The organism is Peribacillus sp. NPDC056705, from assembly GCF_043656335.1.
Genome location: NZ_JBHTYI010000007.1, coordinates 108,326 through 134,610, shown reverse-complemented (window position 1 = coordinate 134,610; position 26,285 = coordinate 108,326). Strand labels below are relative to the sequence as shown.

Genomic DNA, 26,285 nt, shown 5'->3' with positions numbered 1-26,285 from the left:
CATTCTCTGCCAATTCTCCTAAAACTTCAGAAACCGTTTGAGTGTCTCCTTCAGTAATCTTGGATAAATTAAGAGCCTATAGCCCATACTAAGAAAACGCGAACTGCAAAATAGATGTACAAAGATTCTTTGTAGCGTTTGGAAATTGAATTTTCTAAATATACTTATATCCTACCCTAAGAAACTTATCTCTGCAATATCTTTTGAAGAGAAATATTTTTCTTACTTCACATACGAAATGTTCGGGTTTTGACCCTTTATTAAGGAAATTATGATTTAAGAGGGAGTTATTTCTATGAAAATCAATATATCCTTCAATTCTGAATGGAATGACGAGCTTCTGCAAAAAATGGAAAATGACGGTCCATGGGGAAATTGGGAGCTTTATAAGTTGGCGGTTCAAATGGAGGAAAATCTTATCATCCCTGATTTTGAAGGTTTACAGGCGCCCAAGCACCTTCCGCAGTTAACCCCGCTTCCCCATCAATTGGAAGCAGCGAAGCAAGTGGTGGAAAAGATGAATGGAAAGGCCATTTTAGCTGATGAGGTGGGGCTCGGAAAAACAATTGAAGCAGGCTTGATCCTAAAAGAGTATATGATTAGGGGCCTTGTAAAAAAAGTATTGATCCTTGTTCCAGCCTCCCTTGTCACACAATGGGCTTTTGAATTGAATACCAAGTTTCATATACCTGCAGTCGTTCAGAGAAAAAGTTATGTTTGGGAATCCTGTGATGTAGTCATTTCATCCATCGATACAGCGAAACGCGCTCCACATCGAGATATCATTTTCACTCAGGAATATGACTTCATCATTATTGATGAGGCTCATAAACTTAAAAATAATAAGACGAAGAACTATGAATTCGTCCAAAATCTGAAAAAGAAATTTTGTTTACTCCTGACAGCCACTCCGATTCAAAATAAAGTCGAGGAGATTTTTCACCTCGTTTCGTTATTGAAACCGGGCCACTTGGGAAATGCTTCGCTCTTTTCGGAAAAGTATAAAGGGAAAGGCCGCAACATCATTGAAGATGAACACCTAAAGGAACTGGTCAATACTGTCATGATTCGAAACCGGCGGGCCGATACTGGCATTGAATGGACAAAACGGCATGTGGAAACCATCACCATTGAATTTTCTCCAACGGAACAGGCATTGTATGATGCTGTTTCCAAATTCAAGCCTATTTCGGATGGATCAAAAGGAAGCGCCTTTTCGGCTCTCACCCTCCAAAGGGAAGCATGCAGCAGCAGAGAGGCGGTCTTTTATACTTTAAAGAATATGAAAGAAAAATATGATCAGCCTTCCCCTGACTTTTTGGCAAAGCTTGATGATTTATTTTCTAAGGTGAATGAAACAGTTCAAAACTCCAAGGCTGAAAAAGCTTTGGAACTGATCAAGAAAATTGATGACAAAGTGATTATCTTTACCGAATACCGGGCGACTCAGCTATATCTCCAATGGTACCTTCAGCAGAATGGAATTTCTTCGGTTCCTTTCCGAGGCGGTTTTAAGCGCGGAAAGAAAGACTGGATGAGAGAATTATTCCAAAAGAATATACAGGTATTAATTGCAACAGAAGCTGGCGGGGAAGGGATAAACCTTCAGTTTTGCCATCACTTGATTAATTTTGACCTGCCATGGAACCCCATGAGGCTCGAACAGAGAATTGGACGGATTCACCGCCTTGGTCAGGAAGAAGATGTAATGATTTATAACTTTGCCACGAAAAATACAGTAGAAGAACATATTCTGAAGTTACTATACGAAAAAATAAATTTATTTGAAAAAGTAATTGGAGAATTGGATGATATTCTAACCAAACTGGATATTAACAACATTGAAGAATATTTAATCGATGTGGTCGGCGAGTCCAAAACAGAGGGCGAAATGAAGATCAAGATGGATAATTTTTCATCATTAATCCAATTCGCCCAATCCATGAAGGAAGGTGAGGTTCATGCAGCAACGGGAAATTCATGATTTTTTAAAAACTTACTTTAAGGCCAACGATTGTGAAATACTGGATAATGCGCCGGCCCACCTTACAGTCCAATTGACGATTGAAATGGATAAAGAATTGATGAATAGACCCTTTTATTGGCATTATCTAGAAAAAACAGGTGGCGTTCCGAACCCAGCACAGATGACTTTCATTACCGATCCAGAACAGGCTCCAGCCGATTTAAAGGGAGAAATGATTCATTTTGGCTCCCCACGCCTACATCAGATTATTCAATCAACCAAAAAGCTGGCAGGGTATACTAGACTTTTTGAGGATGCTCCTCCACCAAAGGGCGGCGGAAATAATCCTTTGTTTCCTTGGCTGACCCTGAATGTGAAAATATCCTATCAATGCGACCGTAAAAAAGATACTTTCATGTCGATCGGATTGAATTTAATCTCGGGTGAAATCATGGAAGGGTTTCACCATCGGGTTTTACCTGTAAAGGTCACCCCAAAAATACCGGATTACTCCTTTACGCTTTCACCTTTAATCATGCCCAAGAGTGGATTGGCAAGACTGGATACATACATCAGGACCAGTTTCGAGGATGATGACCATTCCTGGGCGGAGGAAGCAATGCTGCGCTGGCAGAATGATTTGAATTTATTGGAGCATTTTTACAAGGATATGGACGAAAAAAGTGAGAGTTATTATACCGAGAAAGAAGCACTAAAAGCCCAATATGAACCCAACATCAGAATATCCATCATAAACGGAGGATTATTCTACCTGTCAGATAGGGCATTGGGATAAGTATAGAACGAAAAGAAACAGATGTCCTAAGTTCGGGACATCTGTTTCATTTTTTGATATTTTTCCTTACGAACATCGACAAAGCAAAAGGGACAATGCCAAACCAATGGGACATACCATGATTTTTATCCTCTTTTCTGTGACGGCGCTTTTCTTTTCGTTCTTTTTTCGTCAGATTAAAATACTCGACAAGCTGCTGCGTCAGATATTTTATATAAGCGTTTGTAGACATTTAAAATCATCACCCTATGCAAAGTATGCCCGGTTTACGCTCCTTTTATTCCTTCGCTTGTACCCTGAACACGTGAACCTGTCGCGTTCCATTTAAAAAAAGTGTTGATTTTCGTATTACACAGCCTGCTTTTCCAACCATTCCTTCACTTGCCCAGCTTCTTTATCGTATTGAATGATGACCCTCCCCTCGCGATCATTTTTGGTCGTGGAAGAAAACTCGATATATACGTAAGGACCTTCTTGTTTCATCAAGGAATACCGCACCACACCATTGGGATATGAAATTTCCCCCTGGATGATTTTTGGAATCTCTTCGCCCCAATCTGCCGTCACATCCTTGATGGCTAGATGGACAAGGTGGTCGGCCACAAGCGATTCTTCCACTTCTTTATAAAACTTTTTATCAATGATAAACTGGTCTATCATTAGTATCGTGAACATGATGAAAACACTCGCTACAATCATGACCATCGGGAAAACGACTCCTTTCTGATTATTCATCGACTTTCGCAACATTCCTAATGAATGGGTGAAATCTTCGACTGAAAGTAGTCCCTGCTTTATCCGTTATATTTATTACAATGGCGCCGCCATCCTTCTCAACCTGAAATTCAGAAATGTTCTGCAAGATGACCTCATGCCCCATTCCATTCACTCGTCTTCGGACCTTATCTTCATATTGTTCATACGATGATAATTGCTCACCTGAAAGCAAATATAATTTATTTCCCATTACATCCTGAACTTTGGAACTTCGGACCTCCTGCTTCATTTGCATGGTAAAGACCTCCCACTCTTTAGGATGCAATTTATCAACGAATCCCATTTGGGTGTGAATGATAGAAAAAAGCTGTAGAACAAAAAGGGACGTCGTCATTAAAATCATTAAAGAAAAAAGCATTTCGATCATCGTAAAGCCATCATTTTTTCGCAGCATCACAAATGGATTCCAGATTACCCGATTCATCTTCATAACGTACACACCCTTCAATCATTCCCGGGAAATCCCCATGGTCCTTCCAAACCAATTCATAGGATCTTTTTTTATAAATGATCTCCTGACCAACTGCTTCTATCTCCCCATCCATGAACGCCGTCAATCTTTCATATAATAAATGGTGGGCTTCTGTCCTTACGGCAATATCTTTCCGATCCATCAATAACACTTCAAGAATTGGCAAAATGGCAAGGACCAGGAATATACAAACGGCAAAAGCGGCTATCAGCTCAAGGTAGACGTAACCTTTACAATTTCTCAATCCTGAACCTCCCTTTACCGATATTGAGGATCAGCTTGTACTTTACCCCAAAGTGCCACTTAAAAACTTTATATCCTTAGGTATGCTTCTCTCTAGGACGACCCCTTCCTTATATGACGAAACGGTATAAACCTTTTGGGTATTATCAATATGGAGGTAAATCAAGCTCTCATGACTGATGGCATACTGTTGTGCATAGAAAAGATCCTCATGGAATTGAGAAAGGAATAGCCTATTTTCCATTCCTTTTGTGAAGCTAGGATATAGATTAGGACCGATGGAGATCAGGATTATCCCGAGAACCTCAGCTAGGTTTTTTCCATATAGCAATTCATATACACTTGCCCTTTTATTCCTGGCAGTCATTTTGCAAGGTAAAGCACAGTCCCCTTTACATGGAAGACATAGCAATTCAACCAGCCGCTGTGCTGTCACGCCAATCAAACTCTGTTCAACCTCAAGCAAGCTGACACCAAATTCCAGTAACCTGGAGATGGCGCCCTGGGCGTCCCTTGTATGCATGGTTGTAAGTACCAAATGACCGGTCAATGCGGCACGCACTGCGATCTTGGCGGTTTCTGCATCCCTGACTTCCCCGACCATGATCACGTCTGGGTCATGCCTCAGAACAGCTTTTAGACCGACAGAATACGTAATGCCCGCCTTTTCATTAATTTGGACTTGCAATACCTTTTCGGATACATTTTCAATGGGATCTTCAAGTGTAATAATATTTCGATTGATCATCTCATTGGCATGGTGAAGCAGGGAATATAGTGTCGTGGTTTTTCCACTGCCAGTCGGGCCGGTAAATATGAGCATGCCATGGGAATGCTTCAGGAGCGCAATCAATTTTTGAACGGTGCTTGGAAATAAGGATAACTGTTCTAGAGGAAGGATATTCTGTTGGGGTATTAAGCGGATGACCAAACTTTCGAGATGGGCAGTGGGTAAAGTGGAAAGGCGGAGTCCGACCACCTGGTTGGCCAGATTGATGGTGATGGCACCACTTTGGGGCCTCCTTTTCTCCCCTATATCCATCGAGGCAAGGAACTTCAAATGAGCGATCAGCCTCTCTGCTTCAAAGAATGATAAAGTTTCCTTTGGAACAAGCTTATTGTCTATCCTGAATTGGATGAGAGGTCCCTCCCTTCGAAAAAAAATGTGGATATCCGATGCCGATTCCTGGACAGCACGGGTCAGTATTTTTTCTGCGGTCTTTTCAATCGATATCAATTCATTCATCACCTCCTATGATTCTTGTTGTATGGATTCGACAATCCACGACAAATTCCTGCTTCAAAAAAAAAAAAAAAATTCCCGAAAAAATCGAGAATCATCTCACATGCTCATTTTCAAATCAAGACTTTTGGAAACCAAATTTCTTAATGCGTCTACATTATGACCAATCACCAGTTTTTGCCCGTCCATGAGAATGGGCCTTCTTAATAACTTCGGTTCTTTTGTTAATAATTGGATTGCATCGGAAAGCATCATTTCGTCCATATTAATTTGTAAGTCTTTGTATGCTTCACTTCTTGTTGCTAAGACTTCATCAAGCCCTTCCGATGTCAATTCAAGAATTCTTTTTAACTCTGCTACAGTTGGAGTCTCTCTGAATAAATGTCGCTCATCGAAGGAAACATGATTGGCCTTTAACCATTTTTTTGTTTTGCGGCAAGAGGTACAACTTGGATACGAAAAGAAAGTTAACTGTGCCATACTAATCACTCCCCGTTCACAATTTGTATACATTATTAATCTATGTAACAATTGTATAACATTTGCACAATTATTGTATAGATATTTGTTTATTAATCCGCTTTATTTGTGAACATTTTATAAATTAAAGGGAGTTTGCTCTTTCTCTTATTCCATTTTTTTCTGCCTGCATTATAATGGACATAGTTAAACTATGGAATAGCAGGAGGAAGTAATGGAACAAACGTTAAAAATAACAAACGTGTTAGCTGATCCCACCAGATATAATATATATCAGTATATTGTGAATAAGCATGGTGATGTATCGGTACAGCAAATCGCCGATTCTTTTAACATCCATCCAAATGTTGCCCGTTTGCATTTGTCAAAACTGGAGGATATCGATATGTTGACCTCTGATGCCCGAAAGACCGGGAAAGGGGGTCGTCCCAGCAGACTTTATCGATTATCCGATAAAGTCATTCAGCTAAATTTTCCATATAGGAACTATCAGCTGCTTTCAAAGATTGCCATCAAGACGATGATGACATTAGGGGAACAAGGAAAACAGGCACTTTATGAAACGGGAAAAGTATTCGGGGAGGAATTGATCAATCAGCAACTAGCCTTGACATCGATCGATGGACTTGGTTTTGGGGAAAAGGTCAATATGCTTAAAAATGCGGCTACCCTCGCAGGATTATCTCCTGAAATACAAGCAAGCGAAGAAGAAAATAAAATATACTTCCGTATCTTCAATTGCCCGTTTAAGGAAGTGGCTGAAGTGGAGCCAAGAACAATCTGCTCCATGCACAATTCATTTTTGGAAGGTATGTTCGAAGCCTTGTTTGAGAATGTCAATATTGTGGAATTAGAAAATATGATGTCCAATTGTGCAACATGCTCATACCAGGCTTCGGTTCTCACATAGAAACAAAAGGCATCCTTTACATTACCTTACAATTTCATTTATAATTATTTTGAATGTACACGTCTAGACATAAGGAGGGATTCGGGTGGAACGCATGTTCAGAGTATGTGGATTTTGGACAGGAATTATGGCAATTTTCTTTTATCTTGGCCATATGCATCAAACGTCTTTGCTTTTCTTTGCACAAACGATCTTTTTTGTACTTTTAAGTTATTTGAAATTATCTGAGCGCATGTATATTTATGTTTTCGGCGCCTATCTTACCGTTTTCTTTGCAGGATTTTCCTACTGGAGCGTATTTATGATGACTCCGGGTACCGCGCATTAAGAACAAGCAATATTACATAACCCATGAATTTTGATTCATGGGTTTTTACTTGTCATCATTCAGGAAAGATCCTCACATCTTCTGCTATATTCTTTGTTTGGAGCAGCACTTTGAAATGTTCACTAAATCCCCCTGGAACGATTAGCCCCCGAATTGCACGATTACGCTTTGCCGTTTTCGAGAATGGATCAGTTCCTTGATGGTCCTTCAATTCCTCCAATATCCCTGCTTTAAGCAAGAAATCATTTTGAAGAAATAGCCCCTGATTGGAAAGTTCCTTTCTTTTTCCAATCTCGAGTAATGTGTCAAAATGGATATGTGTCGTCAAATCCATATCACCAGGATACATAAGCGCTTCTTTAATCATTTGATGCTGATGATAGCCCCTCAAGCTCCCTTGAAGATGAGCTGGCTCCTTCCATTCCCTTTCGGTATAGCCATAATCAATCGTAAGGAGAATACCCGATTCGATACAGGAAACGATCTTCTCATATTCAAGGACCATTTTTAGCGGAACTTCATATCGTTGTTTTTCATTTAAGGTGATAGTTCGTTCTGTAAGGTAAGATAGAATCTCAGGATTGTCCAAAGGTTCCCTCTCTTCCACCAATTCGCCTTCCTTTTCAGTGACGAATAACTCTACCAGGGCTCCGTTATACTTTTCAATGACATGTACAGGCAGCGCGTCGAAAAGTTCATTTGAAAAGACGATTCCATTTACATTCGTCCATTTTTCTAAACTGGGGGCAGAAACTGCCTGTTTGAACATCCCTATACGTTCTTGCTGAACCTTTCTATGAAATGGACTGCCATCCACAAGGATATAAGTCAGAGAGTCCCATATCTCCGGTTCCATTTCTTTTATGAAAACAAGGATGTCATAAGCCAGTTTACCATCCCCTGCGCCGACCTCGATGATTCTTGGTGAAACTCCGCACCTTTTTATCAAATAAACGAACCACCTGGCCAGTGATCTCCCAAATGCATCCCCAACATTGCCAGACGTATAAAAATCCCCTCTTGAGCCAATTTTCTCTTTTGCGCGTGCATAGTAGCCTATATTTGGCGTATATAAAACAGCATCCATATAGTCATGATAGGAAATCCTTTTTTGGGGGCTTCCTGCAATCAATTCCTTCAAGTGGTTTTTCAACACAATAGCCTCCGTCTCCATGATCTTCCACCATATTGAAAATTAAACTTTCCTTTTTCTTAATAAAACACAAGAATAATTTTTTTTATCGACCATACACGAAAACAAATTTTAGGTTCACAAAATGTTCAATTTTTCATCTCACAGTTCTTAAGGGTGCCACCATAAAAAAATGAATGCTTCTGGCAAATATTAATATATGCAACTTACCTCAGAGCAGGATCAGAAGAGTCATCCACACTAGGAAGACACCAGAAATTTTCTACAAGCCTTTTAAAGGTGAATGTCATAACGTTTTTTTATTCAGTATAGTTGCGGAAATGACCCATTTCAATATTTTTACATTATAAAATGTTAAAAATAAAACAGGTGCCATATGGCACCTGCAAAAGTCATTATCTCAAAAAGGGATTAGTATTCTTTTCATCCATAATGGTCGTGACAGGCCCATGCCCAGGAAAAACGATAGCATCATCAGAAAGTGTCAGCAGCTTCGTTTCAATGCTATTTAACAGCACTGCCTCGCTTCCGCCTATTAGATCGGTTCTGCCAACGCTTCCCTGGAACAAGACGTCCCCTGAAAAGAGGAAACGTTCTTCCTTCACATAATACGAAACGCTCCCTGGTGAGTGTCCGGGAGTTTCGAATACTTCGAAAGTGAATCCTCCAATAGTAAGCTCCTGCTCATTTGCCAGGATGTGATCGGCAGGCTTCATTCGCATCGGACTTTCTGGAAACCAGTTTTGAGAACCATTCAATGCGGGATCAAGCAGCCACTTGGCCTCTTTTTCATGAATATATGCAGGTATCCCATAATGATCCCGAATAGCATCAAGAGCACCGATATGGTCAAAATGTGCATGTGTCAATAAAATCGCCAAAGGCTTTAAATTTTTTGTTTGTATGTACTGTATGATTTTCTGTGGCTCTTCACCCGGATCGAAAATGATGCAATCCTGTCCATCGGAGACTACATAACAATTCGTTTGCAGCGGGCCTAAAGGGATTTGTTTCCATTTCATTTCCATCAACTCCAATATTATTTTCTATCTTCATCTTACACTAATTATCCTGCTAATGTTAATCCAGTTTACTCAAGTCATAGAAGTGTCACCTATTAAACCTCGACAAATAATTGAAAAAATATTAAGATATTAACAAATGCAATCTTTTCTACATATTTTTGGTAGTTGCTTTATTCTCTGGGTATATTATTAGGGATTAGGTATTCATTACGGAAAAAGGGGGTTTTGACATGATATTAATGGTTGTTTTCGGACTTGTGGCTATATTAGCAGTAGCAGCTGTGTTTACCTCATTAAAAAAGAGAAACTTCTTAGGATTCATTTTTGCAGCCGGCAGTGCAGTCGTGTTTGGCTGGTTCACTGTCATGACTATCATCAACAGCGGTTTTCCTGTTGCCCATTGAAGAAAAAAGCTCGCCATCCGGCGAGCTTTTGTTTTTTAGGTCATCATGTTTGTTTGAACAATCTTTGTATTTGATGGGTTTTCATATCAATGATTTTTTCAAATTGATATCCATATAAGCAGAAGTTGCCATCAAGCGAACAGCTTAATGGTTCATTTTCCATGTCCTTCATCAATTCTTCTTGTGTGCCTTTTTCCCAATTTAATTTAGTTAAGGTAAACCTTCCCTCATATTGGTCCGCATCTTTTGATTCATTAGGAATGAAGGTTATGAATTCCTTGTTTTTTTCAATGAAATCATAGGATGGGATCACCCAATCTGAAAAGCTTTTCAATAGCGGCACGGAAAAAGAGTGGATCGGCTTGTTTGTAGAATCATAAAATGCATATGTACCCCGATCTTTTTTTTCTGTCTCCACTTGAATCGTCATCAGCGCTTGTTTTATCTTTTTAAAGTGAATGACATCGAGCATAATACTGTCCGCTCCATCCTTATTAAGCGCTTTTCTTTCCAGGGGAGCCGTCAAAGCAGGTTCTTCCTTGTCCCAATCCAGAAACATCAATTCATTTTCACTTGCCCATTGAGCAAAGGGCTGCGGAAAGTCCAGAGTTTCCATAGTTTGTTCATCTGGATTCAACACATAACTGCTGTATGTCCAATCTTCATAAAAACTCGATACAAACAACTGGCCATCTTTAAATGAATTCCACTCATAAGCTAATTCATAGGCTGGGATCGCCACGGAATACAATGGATTTCCCGTTTTATCGAGTATTGTGATTGATGCTTTATCCGAAGAGGTGAAGGACGATAACAAAATATGCGTACCAGACGGACTGATCGATACTTCAGAAAACGCAAAAGCCGGCTGATAGAAAACGGAAGTATCATTCGTCTCCAAATTCCATGTCATCAACTGGGATAATTCATTACCATCCCGCTTCACAGAATATAAAATGGTTTTAGAATCCAGCCATCCAAAAATGGCTTCGATTTTTTCCGTTTCTGCAGTCGGGACCTTCAAATTGCTTACTGAAATTTCCATGTTGGATTGGGAATGTTCTTTTTCCGTAACATTTACGGGTTTACTAAGGTCCTTGGAAGGCTCACAAGCCGAGATAAGAAGGATAGTGGAGATAAATAATGGGATGAAACACAACATCTTACAAATGGAAAGCCGCATACAAAGTGCTGCTTTGGATACTTTAATCTCCACACACCTCCCACTTCAAAACTAAAACGCCTGGCATATGTGAGCGAGACATTAGAAAGAGAGTAAGGACTGACCAATCGAATCCTTACTCTCTTTCATTATAAAGTAAAAAAGAGAAAATGTGGCGGATAATGACCTTATATTTTTTTGGAAGTATATTCCTTAGGAGAATGCATCACATATATAGGCCTGCCATCAAAATCTTGACAGAATCTTCATATATACCAGGCAAATGGGATAGCGGAAGCGGATTGATGCCCTTTCCCAGTTCGATTGTGAATCCACCCCGTTTAAATTCCTGAATGAACCAATCTTTATACCCGGCATGGCTGTCAACATATTGTACGGCCCGATATCCGCTGCGCTCCTCAAACTCCCTCGCAACATTCGCTGCCTGTTCGGGCTCATGGCCCTCATATCCCCAATAGAATTCTTTTCCCTGGGTGTGAAGTGCAAGCACTCTTTCAAAATTCCGTCTTATTGCCAGCTCCTTCATGGCCAATGCTTCTGGTTCTGATAGCGCGGTCTCTCCTGGAAAATCCCTCGGGGCAGGAGCTTTTGGAATCTTTCTGCGCTTTTCAATCTCCCAATTGGCAGGATATTGATTATTCAGGTCTACACCGCGGATATTGGCTTTCCAAGCATAAAAAGCAGGATTACCATTATTTATTTTTAAAACATCAACCTTCCCCTCTGCCGCCTCCTTCCCCTTTAGGACAAGCTCGACTCCATCCGGATTCACCATTGGAACCATCGAAATGGTCATATCCCGATAGAAGGGCATACAATCCATTTCACATAGTGTACGATCATTCGTTACCGCCAGCAGAAAATCATTCAGCCATTTCATCAAAACTGCCGTAGTGATCCATTCATTAGCATGGAATGAACCGTTATAATGTATGACCTTTTCACCTTGACCGATTCTTACCTCAAGTAGTTCTTTTCCCAACACACTCCTCCCGATCGATTCAACCTTAATAAAGGGGTAATGAAAAGATAGAATATCGAGATCGTCAAGAAGTGATTGATATCCATAAGGCTTGTCGGTGACAATCATGGGATTCATCACCCGGACGGGTACGGAAAAAGGTTTTTGTCCATCTTGATTCAACAATATTATCCCATCGATGGGCAGGTGATATTGTAAAGCGATTTCGGCAAAATCAATATCTAACCGGGACTCTTCCTGAACAATGTACCCAGGTATCTGTACTTCCCTGCCATTTGGCAAAACCCCGCCAGTAATTGCGGGATTGGCATCCTCAATCAAAACCCGAGGAATTTGGAACAATTGACTGTAATATGCCAAATCATCCCCGCTTCTGCTCACAACTTTCATTCAGCCTCCGCTCCTTTCATTGTTTTATCTTTATGAAGCGAAAACAGAAAGATGTTCAGGAAGTCTAACGTGTTTCATAATTGTAGTGCTACTGATTCTCCCGAAAAACAAAAAAACCTGGATTGTGCCAGGTTTCCTTTATCAACGTTGCTCGTAAAATCGGAGTAAATCCCCATAAATGATTTTGTCGGAGTACTCAAGCTCCTGCTTTGCCTTATCCAAATACTTTTCACATGAATCCTTTGCTGTCGCGGCTCCGGTCTTTTTATCATAACAGGTATCCATCGTATAGAGATGATCCTTTGTGATGAAACTGCTATCGCGAAGAACGGTGAATTCCAATTTTCCTTCAGAAAAAAGATCTTTGCCGAATTCAATATAATCATCATTTTCAATCCCCAATAAATGAAGGAGAGTAGGCCTTACATCAATTTGGCCGGAAACGGTGGAAATCATTTTCCCCTCCTGCCCAGGGATATGTATGATGAGCGGGACACGCTGAAGTTGGATGGATTCGAAAGGCGTGATTTCCTTCCCAAGGAACTGGCTCATGGCAGAGTTGTGATTTTCCGAAATTCCATAATGGTCACCATATAGTACAATAATGGAATCCTCATATAATCCATCACGTTTCAAATCACCGATAAATTGTTCCAAGGCTTCGTCGGTATATCGTACAGTCGGAAAATACTGATTCAAAGTTTTGGAATTCGAATCATATGGTTCCAATGTCCGGTCTTCTTCATTCAAAGTGAATGGAAAATGATTGGTTAACGTTATGAACTTGGCATAAAAAGGCTCAGGCATCCGCTTCAAGTGAGAGATTGATTGCTTGAAGAACGATTTATCATTCAAACCCCAATTGGTGGAATTCCCTTCAGAGACTTTGTATTCATCACTATCATAAAACCGTTGGTACCCAAGAGAAGCGTACATTATGTCACGATTCCAAAAGCTTTTATTATTGGCATGGAAGGTAGCCGTATTGTAACCTTTTTCCGTTAAGATTTCGGGGGTGGCTTTGTATTCATTTTGGGCATGAGTGAAAAATACGGCACCCCTACCTAAAGGATAGAGGGAATTCTCAATAATGAATTCTGAATCGGATGTTTTCCCCTGGCCAGTTTGGTGATAAAAGTTATTGAAATAATAGCTCTCTTTAATGAATTGGTTCAGAAAAGGAGTGATTTCTTCACCGTTGACAGTTTTATTGATGACAAAGCTTTGAGTGGATTCCATTGATACTACGATCACATTTTTGCCTTTTGCCAGACCATAAAGGACATCATTAACCTCTTTTTGATTCGCACGGACATAATTTTCAATTTCCGACAATTCACTGCCATCCGCAAGGGCCCGCTGAGCAGATGATTTCGTCTGTAATATTGCATCATATAGATGATAATGATACGTACCGATATTCTTAACGAGGATTTCGCGGTCAAACGTTCTTGTCAGGAGTTCGGGACGCGCCGCTTCCGCTAAAGCCAAGTTAAAGAATGTCACTCCCAAAGCCATTAACAAAAAGAATTTACGGTCCTGGGGATTGTATCGACATTCATGGAATGTTTTTGGTCTGTATTTCAGCAGAAGCATCAAGACCAGAATATCGGCAAAATACAAAAGGTCACTTGGATTGATCAATTCATGTACACTGCTTCCAAGATCGTTCATATTGCTCGTTTGAAAAAGAACGGGAATGGTTAAAAAGTCATTGAAAAAGCGAAAAAAAACAAGGTTGGCAAAAAGGACGAAGGTGATGAAAAAACTCATGATCAATAAGTATGCTGTCCTTTTATTTTCTTTTAAAAAAATATTCACGCCAAGAGTAAGCAAGAGGAAACTGACAGGATTGATGAATAGTATGAACTCTTGGATCCAATTATCAATATCTATCTCAAAACTTGTTTTATAAGCAATATATGTTTTAAGCCAAAGTGAAATCAATACGACCCAAAACAATGAATATCCCTGTTTTTTGACCCTTTTCAATCCTGGTCCCTCCTCATCGAAAAAGCGCTGGAGCCATGATGCAGAGCGCCTCAATCATGGGTCATGGTTCTCCCCTATGCAAAAGCAGGAACGATTGCCCCCGCCCTCAAAAGGGAGGAATTTTTTGAAGATTCCATCTTTTTTTCTTATAGCCCTGTTTTCAACAGGACAGCAAGGGATCACGTATTCAGTTGGCTTTTAATGAGCCAGGCTGCACCTATTACCCCTGCATCATTGCCCAGTGTGGCCAGGCTGATTTTCGTTGATTTACTAACCCGTTTAAATGCATACTTTCCGAAGGCAGAACGGACAGGATCAAGCAAAATGTCTCCCGCTTGCGAAACGCCCCCACCAATGACGATTTTATCTGGATTCATGACATTCCCAACATGTGAAAGTGCAAGCCCCAAGTAATTGGCTACCTTATTTACCACAGCTTTGGACAAAGGATCACCTGCTGCAGCGCATTGGAATAACAGTTTGGAAGTAACCGCATTTCCCTCTTCGACTTTCTGCTGAAGCATTGACTGTTCATCGGCGTTATTCAAGGCCTCTAAAGCCATACGGACGATTCCCGTTGCCGAAGCAACCGTTTCCAAACAACCAGTCTTTCCGCAATTGCATGGTGAGCCTCCGTCCGTTACAACCGTTATATGACCTATTTCTCCCGCAGCCCCACTGGTACCATGGACAATTTGCCCATTATGGATGATTCCGCCGCCTACACCCGTTCCTAAAGTTACACAAACGAGGTCTTTGGCGCCATTACCGGCACCTTTCCACATTTCGCCCAAAGCTGCCATATTCGCATCATTATCGATCACAGCCGGAAGAGATGTCTCCACCTCCATTAAATCTTTTAGAGGATAGTCCTTCCAGCCTAGATTGACGGCTTCATATATGGAACCGTTAACAAATTTAACGGGTCCGGGAGCACCCATCCCTATCCCTACTATCTTACTCTTCGGTTCATTAAGTTCCGCGAGCTTCGCATCAATTGCTTTGGCTATGTTAATCGTGATGAATTTTCCCTTTTCGGAGATGTCCGTGCCGATTTCCCATTTATGAATAATCTCTCCGTATAAATTGATCAGAGCCAGTTTGGTAGTTGTACCGCCTAAATCCACACCCATCAGCCACTTTTCCATCATTCTCACCTTTTTTATCAATTTTTTTTCTGTTTTTCCCTTTCAAGAGACAATTGCTGCCTAATTAAAAGAATCGCCATTTGATAATCTTTCGTATCCATCATCTGCATACGGTGGATTTCCCTTATTTCGGCTTCCATCAGTTCAAGCTCGGCTAAGCGATCACCAATATAAATAAATGTACCAAATCTTTTCAAGTATTGTTGAAGATCATAATATGTTTTCATAGTAAACCTCTTTACTCTTTTCTATAGGAAAGTATATCGAATCAGCCTCTTTGTAACAAGCGCCCATTTCCCCCTTTGATAATTTCCCCCATCCCCCTCATACATGTCCAATTGTATTCATATGATGAAATATCAAGAAAGTGGACTCTTTCGATTTGATTTAACAGCTTAATGTTTTTAATGCATTCATCACGTCGTGAAAACGGAGGGGAAAAATGAAAGTACAATTGAAGTATACCGTCTTTTTGGTTTTAACCACCATTTTTGTCATCCTTTATTTATCGAATCATAAACAGACAGAGGAAACCATCATTTTTTTTCCCATCGATTCCTCGCTCCATTTTGAATATGCCTCCACCCATCTGACACCGAAGGGTACCGGGGATTCCACCTATACCATCACTTGGAGGGTGGAGTCTACTTTGGACCAGCATGCTTACTTACGCCAGGACGTATCGCTTTTATACAAAAATGGAAAACTGGCAGGAGCTTTAAAAAATTGGCGCCAAAATAAACAAGAACTCTCTCAAAAAGCAAAATCTAAAGAATCCGAGAGCGGGCGTTATGAAGCGGTAACGTTTCATTATGCCGAAGTTCATCCGAGTGACACAATTTTCACCAGTGCCCAGCAGCTCAGTAAAGATAAACTGTATACAGTAACGACACCGGTTTTTCAATTTTTCCACCGTCCCCTTTCAAAAGAACAGGTTCAGTGGAAAAAAACGCTGGACGGCTTGACAGATCAAACGGTTCGAAATGGTTTGGAGAAAGCTGGTCAAGCTTTTCAGGTTAATCTGGAACAATACAATGTCATCTCTTTAACAGATCTGCCCTCAAAGAAAAATCAATGGCTTGCTGCCTTTCCCCAATTCAAACGGGAGGAAATCGTGGGAAAACTATGGGAAGGACTTTACAAAAATTATGTGTTGGGAATAAAAAAGGAGGATGGATCCACTGTGACTCCACAAGGTAGCACCACCCCCCTATTGCTTATGGCGAAGAATCATAGTGAAATACTTGTCTTGTTTACCCTGAAAGACGGTACCCCAATCATGTTGCGTCAAAAGTTGTTATAGTTGCTTTTCAATTTCCGCCAGAAGTTTAGTGTATGACTTATTATCCGGGGCAAGCTCAATGGCCTTATCAGCTTGCTCCTTAGCTTGATCGAATGATTCGAGATTCATGTAGACTAAGGCAAGGTTGTAATGGGCTTCATGCAAATCAGGATTACTTTCAATCGCTTTTTCATAATAATCCCTTGCTTTGTATATGTCCTTTTTATCAAAAGATAAATTTCCCAGCATAAAAAGCGATAGTGGTGCTTCAGGATTTGCATTCACATAATTGAATAGCATCTCTTCCGCTTTGTCCTCTTCATCATCATCTATATACTTTTGGGCCATTATGGCCATGGTATTATCATCTATAGCTGCACTTTCCTGATGATTGAAACCAAATTGCAGCAGGGCATAGGTCAGTATTACCGTGCCTATCAGAAAAGCCAGCTGCCGAAAGATATTCTTGGATTTCGGCAGGTGGACCACTCCAGCAGCCAGGAACCCTCCGATCAAACCTCCGATATGCCCTGCATTATCAATTCCCGAAACGGTGAAACCATATATTAAGTTAATGATGATCAACACAATCACCGATGAGCCCATCGAGCGCATGAATAATTTCGGATAGACGATGCCAAAGTACAGAAGTGCCCCAAAACAGCCAAAAATGGCTCCGCTCGCACCTGCGGATAGATTCGGGGTCATGATGAAGCTTCCTAAAGTTCCAGCGAAACCAGCGAATATATAGATGATAAGGAACCTGGCATTCCCATAAATCCTTTCAACTTCAGCACCGATTAAATACAATGAAAATGTATTCATCAGTAAATGAATGAACCCAATATGGACGATCATCGGTGTAAAGAACCGCCACCATTCCCCTTGTATGATATAAGGGGAAAATTTAGCACCAAACTCGATCAAAGTTTTGGAATTGGTGCTGCCCCCATTAAACTCCATCAAGATGAATACAGCTATTTGTATCGCCATGAATATATATGTAAAGAATGGCTTATTGGCATTTTGAAATACCTTTTGCTCTGCCTTAGCCTTTTTGACTGACTCCGAGATGGCGGCCTTCTTTACTGCGAGGACCTTTTCCTCATCTATTTCATTTTCTTCAGGAATTTGAATTGAAAGTGGCTTTTTCAAAACAAGTTCAAGGTTTCGCAACGAATCATGAAAGTTTTCACTCGTTAGAAGGAACGTGTTAACATTCGATTTTTTAAAGGAAGCCACCCGTGAGCTAAATTCATGATCATCCACCGGGGCGAATTCACTAACATAGATACTTAATATGTTTATGGGCTTCTTGTATAATTTCCTTCTGATCCTTTCCCCATTCTGCAATGTTCGTTCGATATCGCGTTTCAGCCAATTAGCCCAATCCAAATCATGTCGAATGAGTCTTATGACTGGAAACTCCTTATTCTTATCGCTCTCAAGCCAAATCTCCTGATGGTTTTCCGTGACAGTGATCATTCGATAATCATAATGGGCAGACAACTCCCTTATGGTTTCCCAAAACAAATAATCCTCTTTAAATCCCAATGCCTTCCCCACTTTCCAATGAAACTTAAGCTTTTAAAATTCCTGTTTCTTTAATTAAAACTATAGACGAAAACATGTAAAAAGTAAAAAAGGAGACTGTTAAATTCCACTCCACCCTATCTTTATAAATAAAAAAGGAACCCCTGATCAGGTTCCTTTTTAAGATGCCGGCATCCTCATTTAGTCTGAGTGAACATGCTTTGCATCATTTTATCCCTGAACATTGGCATATCCAGGGATTTAGTCACTAGAAATCTTCTCAGTATGCCGTTGGACAGCGCAACATTTATCAGGCGGTACCGGTTTTGGTAACCAGCATAAACAACTAAACCTACCAAGAAGATTTGAATAATTAATCGAAGCATAACAATCCCTCCTATCAATAGTTTGATACAGGACAGGATTTTTATGAGCTAAAAGTGATAATTAATAAACTTCTTCTTAATGGGCATACGTGCGTATAACCCTGGATGGGGTAATGAGTTTGCCGACCGCTATATCATGTACCTCTATCGGGAGTTCATCCATTAATTGAAGCTCGTATGTAAGGGCCAATGTATTTCCCCGGTAATAGGATAGGAAACGGTCATAATAGCCCCCTCCAAAGCCTAGGCGATACCCTTCCTTGGTAAAAGCAAGACCGGGTACGATCAATGCATCCAAATCCTCTTTGCGAGCCTTGGCTGTATCAGCCACAGGTTCTAGCAATCCGTAATAAACAGACTCCAGCTGATTGAAGGACGAGATTTTTTTGAATTCCATTGTCTTTTTTTCAGGATCACATTTTGGTACAGCCACTTCTTTTCCTTCATTCCATGCTTGTTCGATGATCCGTACCGTTGGAACTTCAGGCGGGATGGAGATGGTGATGCCAATTGTTTCAGCTCTTTTCCATTCCTCCAGTGAAAATAGGTTTTCAGCGATTCTGTTCGATAGTTCCTCATGTTCTTCTTTAGTCAGCTCCATTAAACGGGACCTGACTTCTTGACGGAGCTTATTCTTTTTTTCTCTCATCTCTTCCGACTCCTTTAGTCTACTTCTATCATTATCTCATAATATTTGTTCATTTTCGAAAATACCGTGTCGGAAATTGCCGAATCATTAGTGCTTTCTGAAAATATTCACTAAAGGGAAGTGAGATAGAAGGAATTAAAAAAATGAATAAAAAAAAACAACAGGAAAAATCCTGTTGCTTACTTTGTTTCACGGTGAGTCGTGCTGCGTTTTTCTCTTGAGCAGTATTTTTTAAGCTCAAGACGGTCTGGATTGTTACGTTTATTTTTTTTAGAAATATAGTTACGGTCTCCACATTCAGTGCAAGCTAATGTAATATTCACGCGCATTGTGTATTTCCCTCCAAACATATTGACATTTTCACATAGGACTTTTCTATAATAGCATTATTCAATGCGAATTGCTAGTATGTTTTTTGGGAAATCCAACATTTACTTTTTTGAATTCTTAATTGTTCACGTTTTGCATAGTCAGGAGGAGCTGATTATTTATAACTTTCGCTTCTTCTTTCGTTTCAGCATGAATGACCCAAGCCACGGCTTCCACACATTCTTTCGGTAAGATTTCCGTCTCTAACGTAAACACGCTGGTCACTTCCCCTTTGGCGAGCGGTGAATAAGCCAGGAGCCCTTCTTTCAATGATTTGAAGCATCCCTCTTGATAAAGGCTTCCCTTACCTTGGATGCAATATTGAGAGATGCTTTTTCCTTTCACAAATCCACCCAATAAGGCAATCGATTGAGGGGCTACATGTAAAATCGCCCGTTCATTCGGACTGTAAAAGGCTACTGCCTGCCTTTCGAAAGCGTTTTCATAGTGAAAAAACACTTTAGGGCGCTTAGTCTCGAATGAGGTATTCCTAATCGTGAACTTCGAAAAGGTCACCTTCCCCTGGGTATATGTTTGTGAAAGTGTCCGGATCTCTCCATTAGGATGACTCATCATATCTTCCTCAGGATACCAATCAAAACTCTCATCCATCCATAGTCCAACCTTTAGTCCCTTGCGAAATATATCCTGGTTATCCTGCGGCATATACGCGAATAGCGAATTCATAATAATCATCCCTTCCCCTTTATTTATCCTTATATAACTTATCGTTAGGCGCTGACAGTGAAACAATCCACTATAGAATCTGCACACCATTTTCTTATAGGTCACCCGATTTTTAACTATTCATAATATTTTGTTTTTTCGATTTATTCTATCTTTATGTTAGCACTGAATTGGCTTATGGACAATAAACACTTTTTGTCGAATTTTATGTATGTTATCTCTCAAAGGTTTTTTTCCCATTTTAATACCTATTTTTTTTTCTTCAACGACGGTCATAAGGCATTTCGACAATATTATTTAAAAAACAGGCAATAAATGAAGGATAAGGCCCACTTAGAATAGGAAAATCTCCATTTTTTTAAAAATATGTGTAAAATATAAGTATATTGTCGAAATTTATCATCTGAGGTGAAAACATGGAAATACTTATCATCCTTCTTTTTTCATTAGCGATCGTCCTTCTCATCATTTCCTTTTTCGGTAAAGATAAAGTTGCCAAATTAGAAGAAGATTTAGAACAGATGACACTAACGTATATGCAGGATATCTATCAATTAAAGATGAAGGTGAAGATTCTTGAAGAGGAATTCGTTATCCAGGACGACATTGTTCCCCCTGTAAAGGATAAATCACCTGTCAATCCCAACGATATCGAACCCATTCATGAAATTCTAAAAAGCCAGGTTCTATCTTTATATAGTCAAGGTCTCTCTTTGGACCAGATCGCTAGACAATCCTCGTTGACGAAGGAACAAACCATAACAGTGATCGAGCAGCAAAGAGTGCGGGGTGAATGAAGATGAACAAAGCAGGACTGCAAGGTCTTTCCGCCGGTATCATTTTTACCACAACAATCTTTGCTGGCTTTTATTATGGCACCGGATTATCCGCAGGCACTTCCCCTACTGCTGAGGAAGCTAAGGAATTGCTCGTGAAGAAGGGATTCGTCGTTACACTCCCTATGGAGGAAGTTAAAGAGAACGTCCAACCAAAGGATCCGGATAAGGATTCAATGGAGAAAGAGGCTTCGAAAAAAGACCCTTCCATCGTCACCTATACAATTAAAGTGAAAACGAATATGACCACAACCGAAATTGCCGATAGCCTTTACAAAGAAAAAATCATCGATGATGCTGCTGAATTCGAAGCTTACATGAATGACCGGGATTTCTCAAAAAAAATACAAATCGGCGAGTTTGTTGTTACTAATAATATGTCATATAGACAATTGGCCAATACTTTGACCCATTAATGAATAAGAGAGACTTTTAAATGGACGATGTCCGAGAAAAAGCCTCTCTTTTTTAAATTAGGAAGGGTTCATTCATTCCTGCCAATATATCTCCCTCTTACCAGAAAATAAATGTTTTCAGCTATATTCGTTGTATGGTCAGCCGTTCTTTCTAAATAACGGGCAATTAAAGACAGTTGTGTGATCTGCTGAAGGTTTTTTTCATCTGAAAGTCGAAGGAGACTTCGAATCATCTCTCCATAAAAGCGATCGACCTCATCGTCCATTTCAATGATTTCTCTTGAAAGAACAACATCTTCCTTCTCGAATGCATCTATCGAAAGTTCAATCATCTTTAATGTAATATCATGCATCTGCTTTAATGGTGTTAATGGCAGAATAAATGGCTGGTCACCGATTCGGATGGCTGATTTAGCGATATTCACGCCAAAGTCCGCCATCCTTTCAATATCTGAAGCTATTTTTATGGCAGCAATGATACGCCTTAAATCAATCGCAACCGGCTGCTGCTTAGCAATCAGCAAAATTGCAAAGTCATTAATTTCCTCTTCTAGTAAATCAGCTATTGTATCATCATCAATAACTTCAAGAGCCTCTTCAACATTCTTGTTTTCCAGTGCGGTAAATGATTTTGATATCGCACCTGAAGCTAAATTAGCCAACTTCACTATTTTCTCTTGCAATTCTTTTAATTGAAGCTCAAAATTTTCACGAACAACCATTGTCGCATCTCCTTTTCATTAACCAAAACGTCCGGTAATATAATCTTCTGTTCTTTTATCATTCGGATTAGAGAAGATGGTGTTTGTATCAGTATATTCGATGACTTCCCCATTTAAGAAGAAGGCCGTTCTATCAGAAATACGCGCAGCCTGCTGCATGTTATGGGTAACGATGATGATGCTGAAATCCTTTTTCAGTTCTTGAACCAGTTCTTCTATTTTCAAGGTGGATATCGGATCAAGGGCAGAAGTCGGTTCATCCATTAAAATGACATCTGGTTCGATTGCCAAACATCTGGCAATACAAAGGCGCTGTTGCTGTCCACCTGAAAGTCCATATGCATTTTCATGCAGACGGTCTTTCACTTCATCCCAAATGGCTGCTCCTTTTAAACTCTTTTCAACGATCTCATCAAGAATTTTTTTATTTTTAATTCCATGGATCTTTGGTCCGTATACAACATTTTCATAAATTGATTTAGGAAAGGGATTAGGCTTTTGGAAGACCATCCCCACCTGTGTCCTTAAATCTTCCACCTTATAGGACTGATCGAGGATATTTCTGTTCCTATATTTAATCTGGCCTGTCGTTTTCACATCCGGAACTAGCTCAATCATTCGGTTCAATGTTTTGATGTAGGTAGATTTCCCACATCCTGAAGGCCCGATAATGGCGGTCACTTCATTTTGATACATATCCAGGTTAATATTTTTTAAAGCATGGTTTTCACCGTACCATAAATTGAGATCTGACGTTTCATACACCGTTTCTTTTAAGAAAACGGAATCTGCATTTGCATTTTCTATTCCAACTGTTGGAGCCTTTTTGGGTCCCGTTAATGTCATATTCATTCTTTCCTTCCTCCAATCAGTATCTTTTCTGGAATTTGTTACGGATTATGACAGCTATCGAATTCATTAAAATTAACAGAGCAAGTAAAACGATGATACCTGCAGCCGCAACCTGCTGGAATTCTTCCTGTGGCCGGGATGTCCAGTTATAGATTTGCATCGGTAGCACCGTAAATGTATCCATGACCGATTGCGGTAAAAAGGCGATGAACAACGGGATACCAACCACCACTAATGGTGCCGTTTCCCCAATCGCCCGGGATAAAGCGAGTATTCCACCTGTCAAAATACCAGGTATCGCAGCTGGAAGAACCACTTTCAAAATCGTCTGCCATTTTGTTGCACCCATTCCATAAGAAGCTTCCCTTAAATCACGCGGTACAGAACGTATGGCTTCCTGAGCTGCAACAATGATGACGGGCAAGACGAGTAGACTCATCGTCAAACCTGCTGCCAACACTGAGCGATCCAAGGCTAGAGCCCTAACAAAAACCGTCAAACCGAGCAATCCAAATACAATTGACGGAACACCTGCCAGGTTTGATATATTCAACTTTATAAAAGATGTGATCCAATTCTTTCGTGCATATTCCTCTAAATAAATCGCCGTTCCCACACCGAGAAGAAGGGAAACTGGGGTAACGACGGCCATTAACCATATCGAACCGATAAGAGCTGCCTTTACACCAGCCTCTTCCGGTCTCCTAGAAGCGAAATTCTGGAAGAAATCAAAATTTAAATGACCAATTCCTTGAGTCAATATCCGATAAAATAAGATGGCCAATACCAGAAGGCCAAATAAAGTTGCTAAGAAGAATAAGCCTTTACATATCGTGTTAACCGCCAGCCGAGTGGGCATTTTTTTTACAACATGATTTTTGTTTATCAGTTTCATGTTTTAATATTCCTCCCTGAACTTGCGGGAGATGAACTGCGCCAATAAATTCATAATAAGCGTAAAGACGAACAGTGTCATTCCAACCGCATATATGCTGTAGTAAATCGTTGTCCCATACCCTGCGTCTCCAGTACTCACCTGTACGATATAGGCAGTCATCGTTTGAATAGAATTTGTGACGTCCATACTCATACTTGGAGTCGATCCACCTGCGACACTTACTATCATGGTCTCTCCAATAGCTCTGGATAAAGCCAGGACAATTGAAGCAACGATACCGGACATAGCCGCTGGTAATACCACTTTAATCGTCGTTTCCAGTTTCGTAGCACCAAGAGCATACGCACCTTCACGAATCGATTTCGGTACTGAGACAAGTGCATCTTCCGATAAAGAGGCAATCATCGGCATGATCATGATTCCTACCACAATCCCAGGACTTAAAGCATTGAACATGTCAAGGGAAGGGAATATATCCCGCAATACTGGCGTTACAAAGGTTAAGGCAAAGAAGCCGTAAACGATAGTAGGGATTCCAGCTAAAACTTCTAAAATCGGCTTAATGATTCTCCGTGTTTTCTCAGATGCATATTCACTCAAGAAAATGGCGGTTGCAAGACCTATCGGAACTGCAACTATCGCCGCTATTACCGTTACCTTTAATGTTCCAACAACAAGTGGCATAACCCCAAAGGAAGGCGTGGATGCAAAGGGTAACCATTTATGTCCTGTTAAAAACTCCACGATGGACACTTTCTCAAAAAATATAAAAGTTTCAAAAATCAACGTAAGGACTATCCCAATGGTTATAAATACAGAAATCACTGCTGTAAGGAACAACAGCTTAGGAATGATTTTCTCTATATTCCATCTTTTTTTGCTTTTTTTTTCTAGAATCAATCGCTGTACAGAATAGGTATCTGTTTGTTTCGGTTCCAACATGTATCCTCCATTCAGACACGCAATATTAAGGGGCTACCCAATCCCTCTATTTATAAGAAGAGATTGGGCAGCCTGTTAAATAGATTATTTTTTTAGTTCATTCAATTTTTCAAGATCCTTCTTGTACTCTTCTTCAGGTAAGCTGACGTAGCCTACTTCTTCAGAAAGCTCTCCAGCATTTTCAATGACGAATTGAGTATAATCAGCCACTTGTTCCTTTTCAGCTACACTTTTATTGGATACATATGTGTACAGAGGACGAGACAGTGGTGCATACTCTCCGCTTTTAATCGTTTCATGGGTAGGCTCAACAGCACCCTTACCATTATCAATTGATACAACTTTTAATTTATCCTTATTTTCTGCATAGTAAGCAAATCCGAAGAAACCAATCGCATTTTTGTCACCTTCGACCCCTTGTACAAGAACGTTATCATCTTCAGAAAGAGTCGCATTTTCGACCATTGGTTTTTCCTCTAAAATAACTTCGTTGAAATAATCGTATGTGCCAGAATCAGTTCCCGGAGAGTAAAATTTAATTTCTTCCTTCGGCCATTCCGGACGTATATCAGACCATTTCTTCACTGAGCCATTGTCAACCCAAAGCTTTTTTAGTTCGTCAACTGTCATTTTATCGATGAACTCATTATCTTTATTGACAACGATAGAAATACCATCAAACGCAAGTTTCATTTCTGTATACTTAACTCCCTTTTCATCAAGTAACGCACTTTCTTCGTCTTTGACTGGTCGGGACGCATTACTTAGATCCGTTTCACCAGCGATGAATTTTTTAAATCCGCCACCTGTTCCCGATGATCCTACAGATACTTTAACATCAGGTTGTTCCGCCATATATTCTTCAGCAACTGCCTCCATGATTGGAAACACAGTCGATGAACCATCCATAATCACTTCGCCCTTGAGTTGATCTGAAGCCGTTTCATTTCCTTTACCGCTGTTTGTAGTATCATTAGATCCACATCCAGCTGCCACTGCGATTACTCCACCCATTACTGCAGTCATTGCCATAAATTTGAAACGTCTCATTTGTATATCCCCCTAAGAATTTTGTATGAATATTTTGTCCTACTATCACATCATACTTTCAGACTGTAAATTCCGTTTAAAGCAATTGTAAATGTTCAGTAAATAATTGTTTATATATTGTAAAGGTAGTCAGAAAGTAATTAACAACAGTTTTTCCACTTTAATCACTCT

31 protein-coding genes are annotated in these 26,285 nt (G+C 40.1%); 8 read left to right on the top strand and 23 right to left on the bottom strand.

Features of this window, described 5'->3' with window-relative positions:
• The first annotated feature begins 295 nt into the window (after positions 1-295).
• Positions 296-1,984 (top strand): DEAD/DEAH box helicase, encoded by a 1,689-nt coding sequence (locus tag ACFRAK_RS11880; protein WP_387597918.1) that lies wholly within the window; start codon positions 296-298, stop codon positions 1,982-1,984.
• Entirely contained in the window at positions 1,962-2,762 is an 801-nt protein-coding gene (locus ACFRAK_RS11875; protein ID WP_387597920.1) for a YqhG family protein, read from the top strand. The genes ACFRAK_RS11880 and ACFRAK_RS11875 overlap by 23 nt, the downstream gene beginning before the upstream one ends.
• Before the next feature lie 46 nt (positions 2,763-2,808).
• On the opposite strand, the gene ACFRAK_RS11870 is transcribed toward ACFRAK_RS11875, so the two are convergent.
• The 6 genes from ACFRAK_RS11870 to ACFRAK_RS11845 form a co-directional block, all read right to left on the bottom strand.
• Entirely contained in the window at positions 2,809-2,994 is a 186-nt protein-coding gene (locus ACFRAK_RS11870) for a YqzE family protein (RefSeq protein WP_063233067.1), read from the bottom strand.
• 116 nt (positions 2,995-3,110) lie between these two features.
• Positions 3,111-3,497, bottom strand: a complete 387-nt coding sequence (gene comGG, locus ACFRAK_RS11865; protein ID WP_192205490.1) for a competence type IV pilus minor pilin ComGG — start codon at positions 3,495-3,497, stop codon at positions 3,111-3,113.
• Positions 3,490-3,969 (bottom strand): competence type IV pilus minor pilin ComGF, encoded by a 480-nt coding sequence (gene comGF / locus ACFRAK_RS11860; RefSeq protein WP_387597924.1) that lies wholly within the window; start codon positions 3,967-3,969, stop codon positions 3,490-3,492. The genes comGG and comGF overlap by 8 nt, the downstream gene beginning before the upstream one ends.
• Positions 3,917-4,255 carry a hypothetical protein gene (locus tag ACFRAK_RS11855; RefSeq protein ID WP_387597927.1) on the bottom strand — a complete coding sequence of 113 codons (339 nt, stop codon included), beginning with the start codon at positions 4,253-4,255 and terminating at the stop codon, positions 3,917-3,919. The genes comGF and ACFRAK_RS11855 overlap by 53 nt, the downstream gene beginning before the upstream one ends.
• Positions 4,256-4,297: 42 nt before the next feature.
• Complete coding sequence (gene comGA, locus ACFRAK_RS11850; protein ID WP_394571795.1) at positions 4,298-5,491, bottom strand: competence type IV pilus ATPase ComGA; 1,194 nt, start codon at positions 5,489-5,491, stop codon at positions 4,298-4,300.
• A 105-nt stretch (positions 5,492-5,596) separates the two neighbouring features.
• Positions 5,597-5,977 carry a Spx/MgsR family RNA polymerase-binding regulatory protein gene (locus ACFRAK_RS11845; RefSeq protein ID WP_387705457.1) on the bottom strand — a complete coding sequence of 127 codons (381 nt, stop codon included), beginning with the start codon at positions 5,975-5,977 and terminating at the stop codon, positions 5,597-5,599.
• Positions 5,978-6,191: 214 nt separating this feature from the next.
• Between ACFRAK_RS11845 and ACFRAK_RS11840 the strand changes: the two genes are divergently transcribed.
• Positions 6,192-6,887: a helix-turn-helix transcriptional regulator gene (locus ACFRAK_RS11840; protein WP_260284690.1), complete on the top strand. Its 696-nt coding sequence runs from the start codon at positions 6,192-6,194 to the stop codon at positions 6,885-6,887.
• Positions 6,888-6,972: 85 nt separating this feature from the next.
• On the top strand, positions 6,973-7,215 hold the full coding sequence (locus ACFRAK_RS11835) for a DUF2626 domain-containing protein (RefSeq protein ID WP_076365317.1): 243 nt from the start codon (positions 6,973-6,975) through the stop codon (positions 7,213-7,215).
• A gap of 55 nt (positions 7,216-7,270) precedes the next feature.
• Here the strand turns inward: ACFRAK_RS11835 and ACFRAK_RS11830 are convergent, their stop codons facing one another.
• Together ACFRAK_RS11830 and ACFRAK_RS11825 are read right to left on the bottom strand one after the other, a co-directional pair.
• On the bottom strand, positions 7,271-8,389 hold the full coding sequence (locus ACFRAK_RS11830) for a class I SAM-dependent methyltransferase (protein ID WP_394571772.1): 1,119 nt from the start codon (positions 8,387-8,389) through the stop codon (positions 7,271-7,273).
• A gap of 374 nt (positions 8,390-8,763) precedes the next feature.
• Positions 8,764-9,390: an MBL fold metallo-hydrolase gene (locus ACFRAK_RS11825; protein ID WP_394571771.1), complete on the bottom strand. Its 627-nt coding sequence runs from the start codon at positions 9,388-9,390 to the stop codon at positions 8,764-8,766.
• Between the two features lie 233 nt (positions 9,391-9,623).
• On the opposite strand from ACFRAK_RS11825, the gene ACFRAK_RS11820 reads away from it, so the two are divergent.
• Positions 9,624-9,797 (top strand): DUF2759 domain-containing protein, encoded by a 174-nt coding sequence (locus ACFRAK_RS11820; RefSeq protein WP_192205506.1) that lies wholly within the window; start codon positions 9,624-9,626, stop codon positions 9,795-9,797.
• Positions 9,798-9,840: 43 nt separating this feature from the next.
• On the opposite strand, the gene ACFRAK_RS11815 is transcribed toward ACFRAK_RS11820, so the two are convergent.
• The 5 genes from ACFRAK_RS11815 to ACFRAK_RS11795 all read right to left on the bottom strand — a co-directional run bounded on the left by ACFRAK_RS11815 (position 9,841) and on the right by ACFRAK_RS11795 (position 15,719).
• Complete coding sequence (locus ACFRAK_RS11815) at positions 9,841-11,013, bottom strand: YqgU-like beta propeller domain-containing protein (RefSeq protein WP_387705464.1); 1,173 nt, start codon at positions 11,011-11,013, stop codon at positions 9,841-9,843.
• A 172-nt stretch (positions 11,014-11,185) separates the two neighbouring features.
• Complete coding sequence (locus tag ACFRAK_RS11810; protein WP_260284693.1) at positions 11,186-12,352, bottom strand: M14 family metallopeptidase; 1,167 nt, start codon at positions 12,350-12,352, stop codon at positions 11,186-11,188.
• Positions 12,353-12,493: 141 nt separating this feature from the next.
• A complete protein-coding gene (locus tag ACFRAK_RS11805; protein WP_394571770.1) occupies positions 12,494-14,344 on the bottom strand; it encodes an LTA synthase family protein in 1,851 nt (616 codons plus the stop codon).
• A 179-nt stretch (positions 14,345-14,523) separates the two neighbouring features.
• Positions 14,524-15,495: an ROK family glucokinase gene (locus ACFRAK_RS11800; RefSeq protein ID WP_387705467.1), complete on the bottom strand. Its 972-nt coding sequence runs from the start codon at positions 15,493-15,495 to the stop codon at positions 14,524-14,526.
• Between the two features lie 14 nt (positions 15,496-15,509).
• Positions 15,510-15,719: a YqgQ family protein gene (locus ACFRAK_RS11795; protein ID WP_076365307.1), complete on the bottom strand. Its 210-nt coding sequence runs from the start codon at positions 15,717-15,719 to the stop codon at positions 15,510-15,512.
• 215 nt (positions 15,720-15,934) lie between these two features.
• Between ACFRAK_RS11795 and ACFRAK_RS11790 the strand changes: the two genes are divergently transcribed.
• On the top strand, positions 15,935-16,795 hold the full coding sequence (locus ACFRAK_RS11790) for a hypothetical protein (protein WP_387705469.1): 861 nt from the start codon (positions 15,935-15,937) through the stop codon (positions 16,793-16,795).
• Here ACFRAK_RS11790 and ACFRAK_RS11785 read toward each other — a convergent pair.
• The 5 genes from ACFRAK_RS11785 to ACFRAK_RS11765 all read right to left on the bottom strand — a co-directional run bounded on the left by ACFRAK_RS11785 (position 16,790) and on the right by ACFRAK_RS11765 (position 20,398).
• Positions 16,790-18,328 (bottom strand): rhomboid family intramembrane serine protease, encoded by a 1,539-nt coding sequence (locus tag ACFRAK_RS11785; protein WP_394571769.1) that lies wholly within the window; start codon positions 18,326-18,328, stop codon positions 16,790-16,792. The two genes, ACFRAK_RS11790 and ACFRAK_RS11785, sit on opposite strands and share 6 nt — an antisense overlap.
• Before the next feature lie 176 nt (positions 18,329-18,504).
• The gene (locus ACFRAK_RS11780) at positions 18,505-18,693 is read right to left on the bottom strand and encodes a hypothetical protein (RefSeq protein WP_063233052.1); all 189 of its coding nucleotides are present in this window, start codon (positions 18,691-18,693) and stop codon (positions 18,505-18,507) included.
• A gap of 76 nt (positions 18,694-18,769) precedes the next feature.
• Entirely contained in the window at positions 18,770-19,342 is a 573-nt protein-coding gene (locus ACFRAK_RS11775; RefSeq protein ID WP_387705471.1) for a 5-formyltetrahydrofolate cyclo-ligase, read from the bottom strand.
• Between the two features lie 179 nt (positions 19,343-19,521).
• The gene (rpmG, locus tag ACFRAK_RS11770; RefSeq protein ID WP_028391797.1) at positions 19,522-19,671 is read right to left on the bottom strand and encodes a 50S ribosomal protein L33; all 150 of its coding nucleotides are present in this window, start codon (positions 19,669-19,671) and stop codon (positions 19,522-19,524) included.
• A gap of 118 nt (positions 19,672-19,789) precedes the next feature.
• The gene (locus ACFRAK_RS11765; RefSeq protein ID WP_387597963.1) at positions 19,790-20,398 is read right to left on the bottom strand and encodes a hypothetical protein; all 609 of its coding nucleotides are present in this window, start codon (positions 20,396-20,398) and stop codon (positions 19,790-19,792) included.
• A gap of 416 nt (positions 20,399-20,814) precedes the next feature.
• Here ACFRAK_RS11765 and ACFRAK_RS11760 point away from each other — a divergent pair, with 416 nt between their 5' ends.
• Positions 20,815-21,195, top strand: coding sequence for a hypothetical protein (locus ACFRAK_RS11760; protein WP_387597966.1), 381 nt, complete (start codon positions 20,815-20,817; stop codon positions 21,193-21,195).
• Complete coding sequence (locus ACFRAK_RS11755) at positions 21,192-21,650, top strand: hypothetical protein (protein WP_387597969.1); 459 nt, start codon at positions 21,192-21,194, stop codon at positions 21,648-21,650. The genes ACFRAK_RS11760 and ACFRAK_RS11755 overlap by 4 nt, the downstream gene beginning before the upstream one ends.
• Before the next feature lie 68 nt (positions 21,651-21,718).
• Here ACFRAK_RS11755 and phoU read toward each other — a convergent pair whose 3' ends face one another.
• From phoU to ACFRAK_RS11730, 5 genes are all read right to left on the bottom strand, one after another.
• On the bottom strand, positions 21,719-22,372 hold the full coding sequence (gene phoU, locus ACFRAK_RS11750) for a phosphate signaling complex protein PhoU (RefSeq protein ID WP_098187187.1): 654 nt from the start codon (positions 22,370-22,372) through the stop codon (positions 21,719-21,721).
• A gap of 18 nt (positions 22,373-22,390) precedes the next feature.
• Positions 22,391-23,224 carry a phosphate ABC transporter ATP-binding protein PstB gene (pstB, locus tag ACFRAK_RS11745; protein ID WP_387597975.1) on the bottom strand — a complete coding sequence of 278 codons (834 nt, stop codon included), beginning with the start codon at positions 23,222-23,224 and terminating at the stop codon, positions 22,391-22,393.
• Between the two features lie 16 nt (positions 23,225-23,240).
• Positions 23,241-24,119 (bottom strand): phosphate ABC transporter permease PstA, encoded by an 879-nt coding sequence (pstA, locus tag ACFRAK_RS11740; protein ID WP_387597978.1) that lies wholly within the window; start codon positions 24,117-24,119, stop codon positions 23,241-23,243.
• 3 nt (positions 24,120-24,122) lie between these two features.
• Positions 24,123-25,061 (bottom strand): phosphate ABC transporter permease subunit PstC, encoded by a 939-nt coding sequence (pstC, locus tag ACFRAK_RS11735; RefSeq protein ID WP_377332255.1) that lies wholly within the window; start codon positions 25,059-25,061, stop codon positions 24,123-24,125.
• 87 nt (positions 25,062-25,148) lie between these two features.
• Positions 25,149-26,114, bottom strand: a complete 966-nt coding sequence (locus ACFRAK_RS11730; protein ID WP_098369797.1) for a PstS family phosphate ABC transporter substrate-binding protein — start codon at positions 26,112-26,114, stop codon at positions 25,149-25,151.
• Positions 26,115-26,285: the final 171 nt, after the last annotated feature.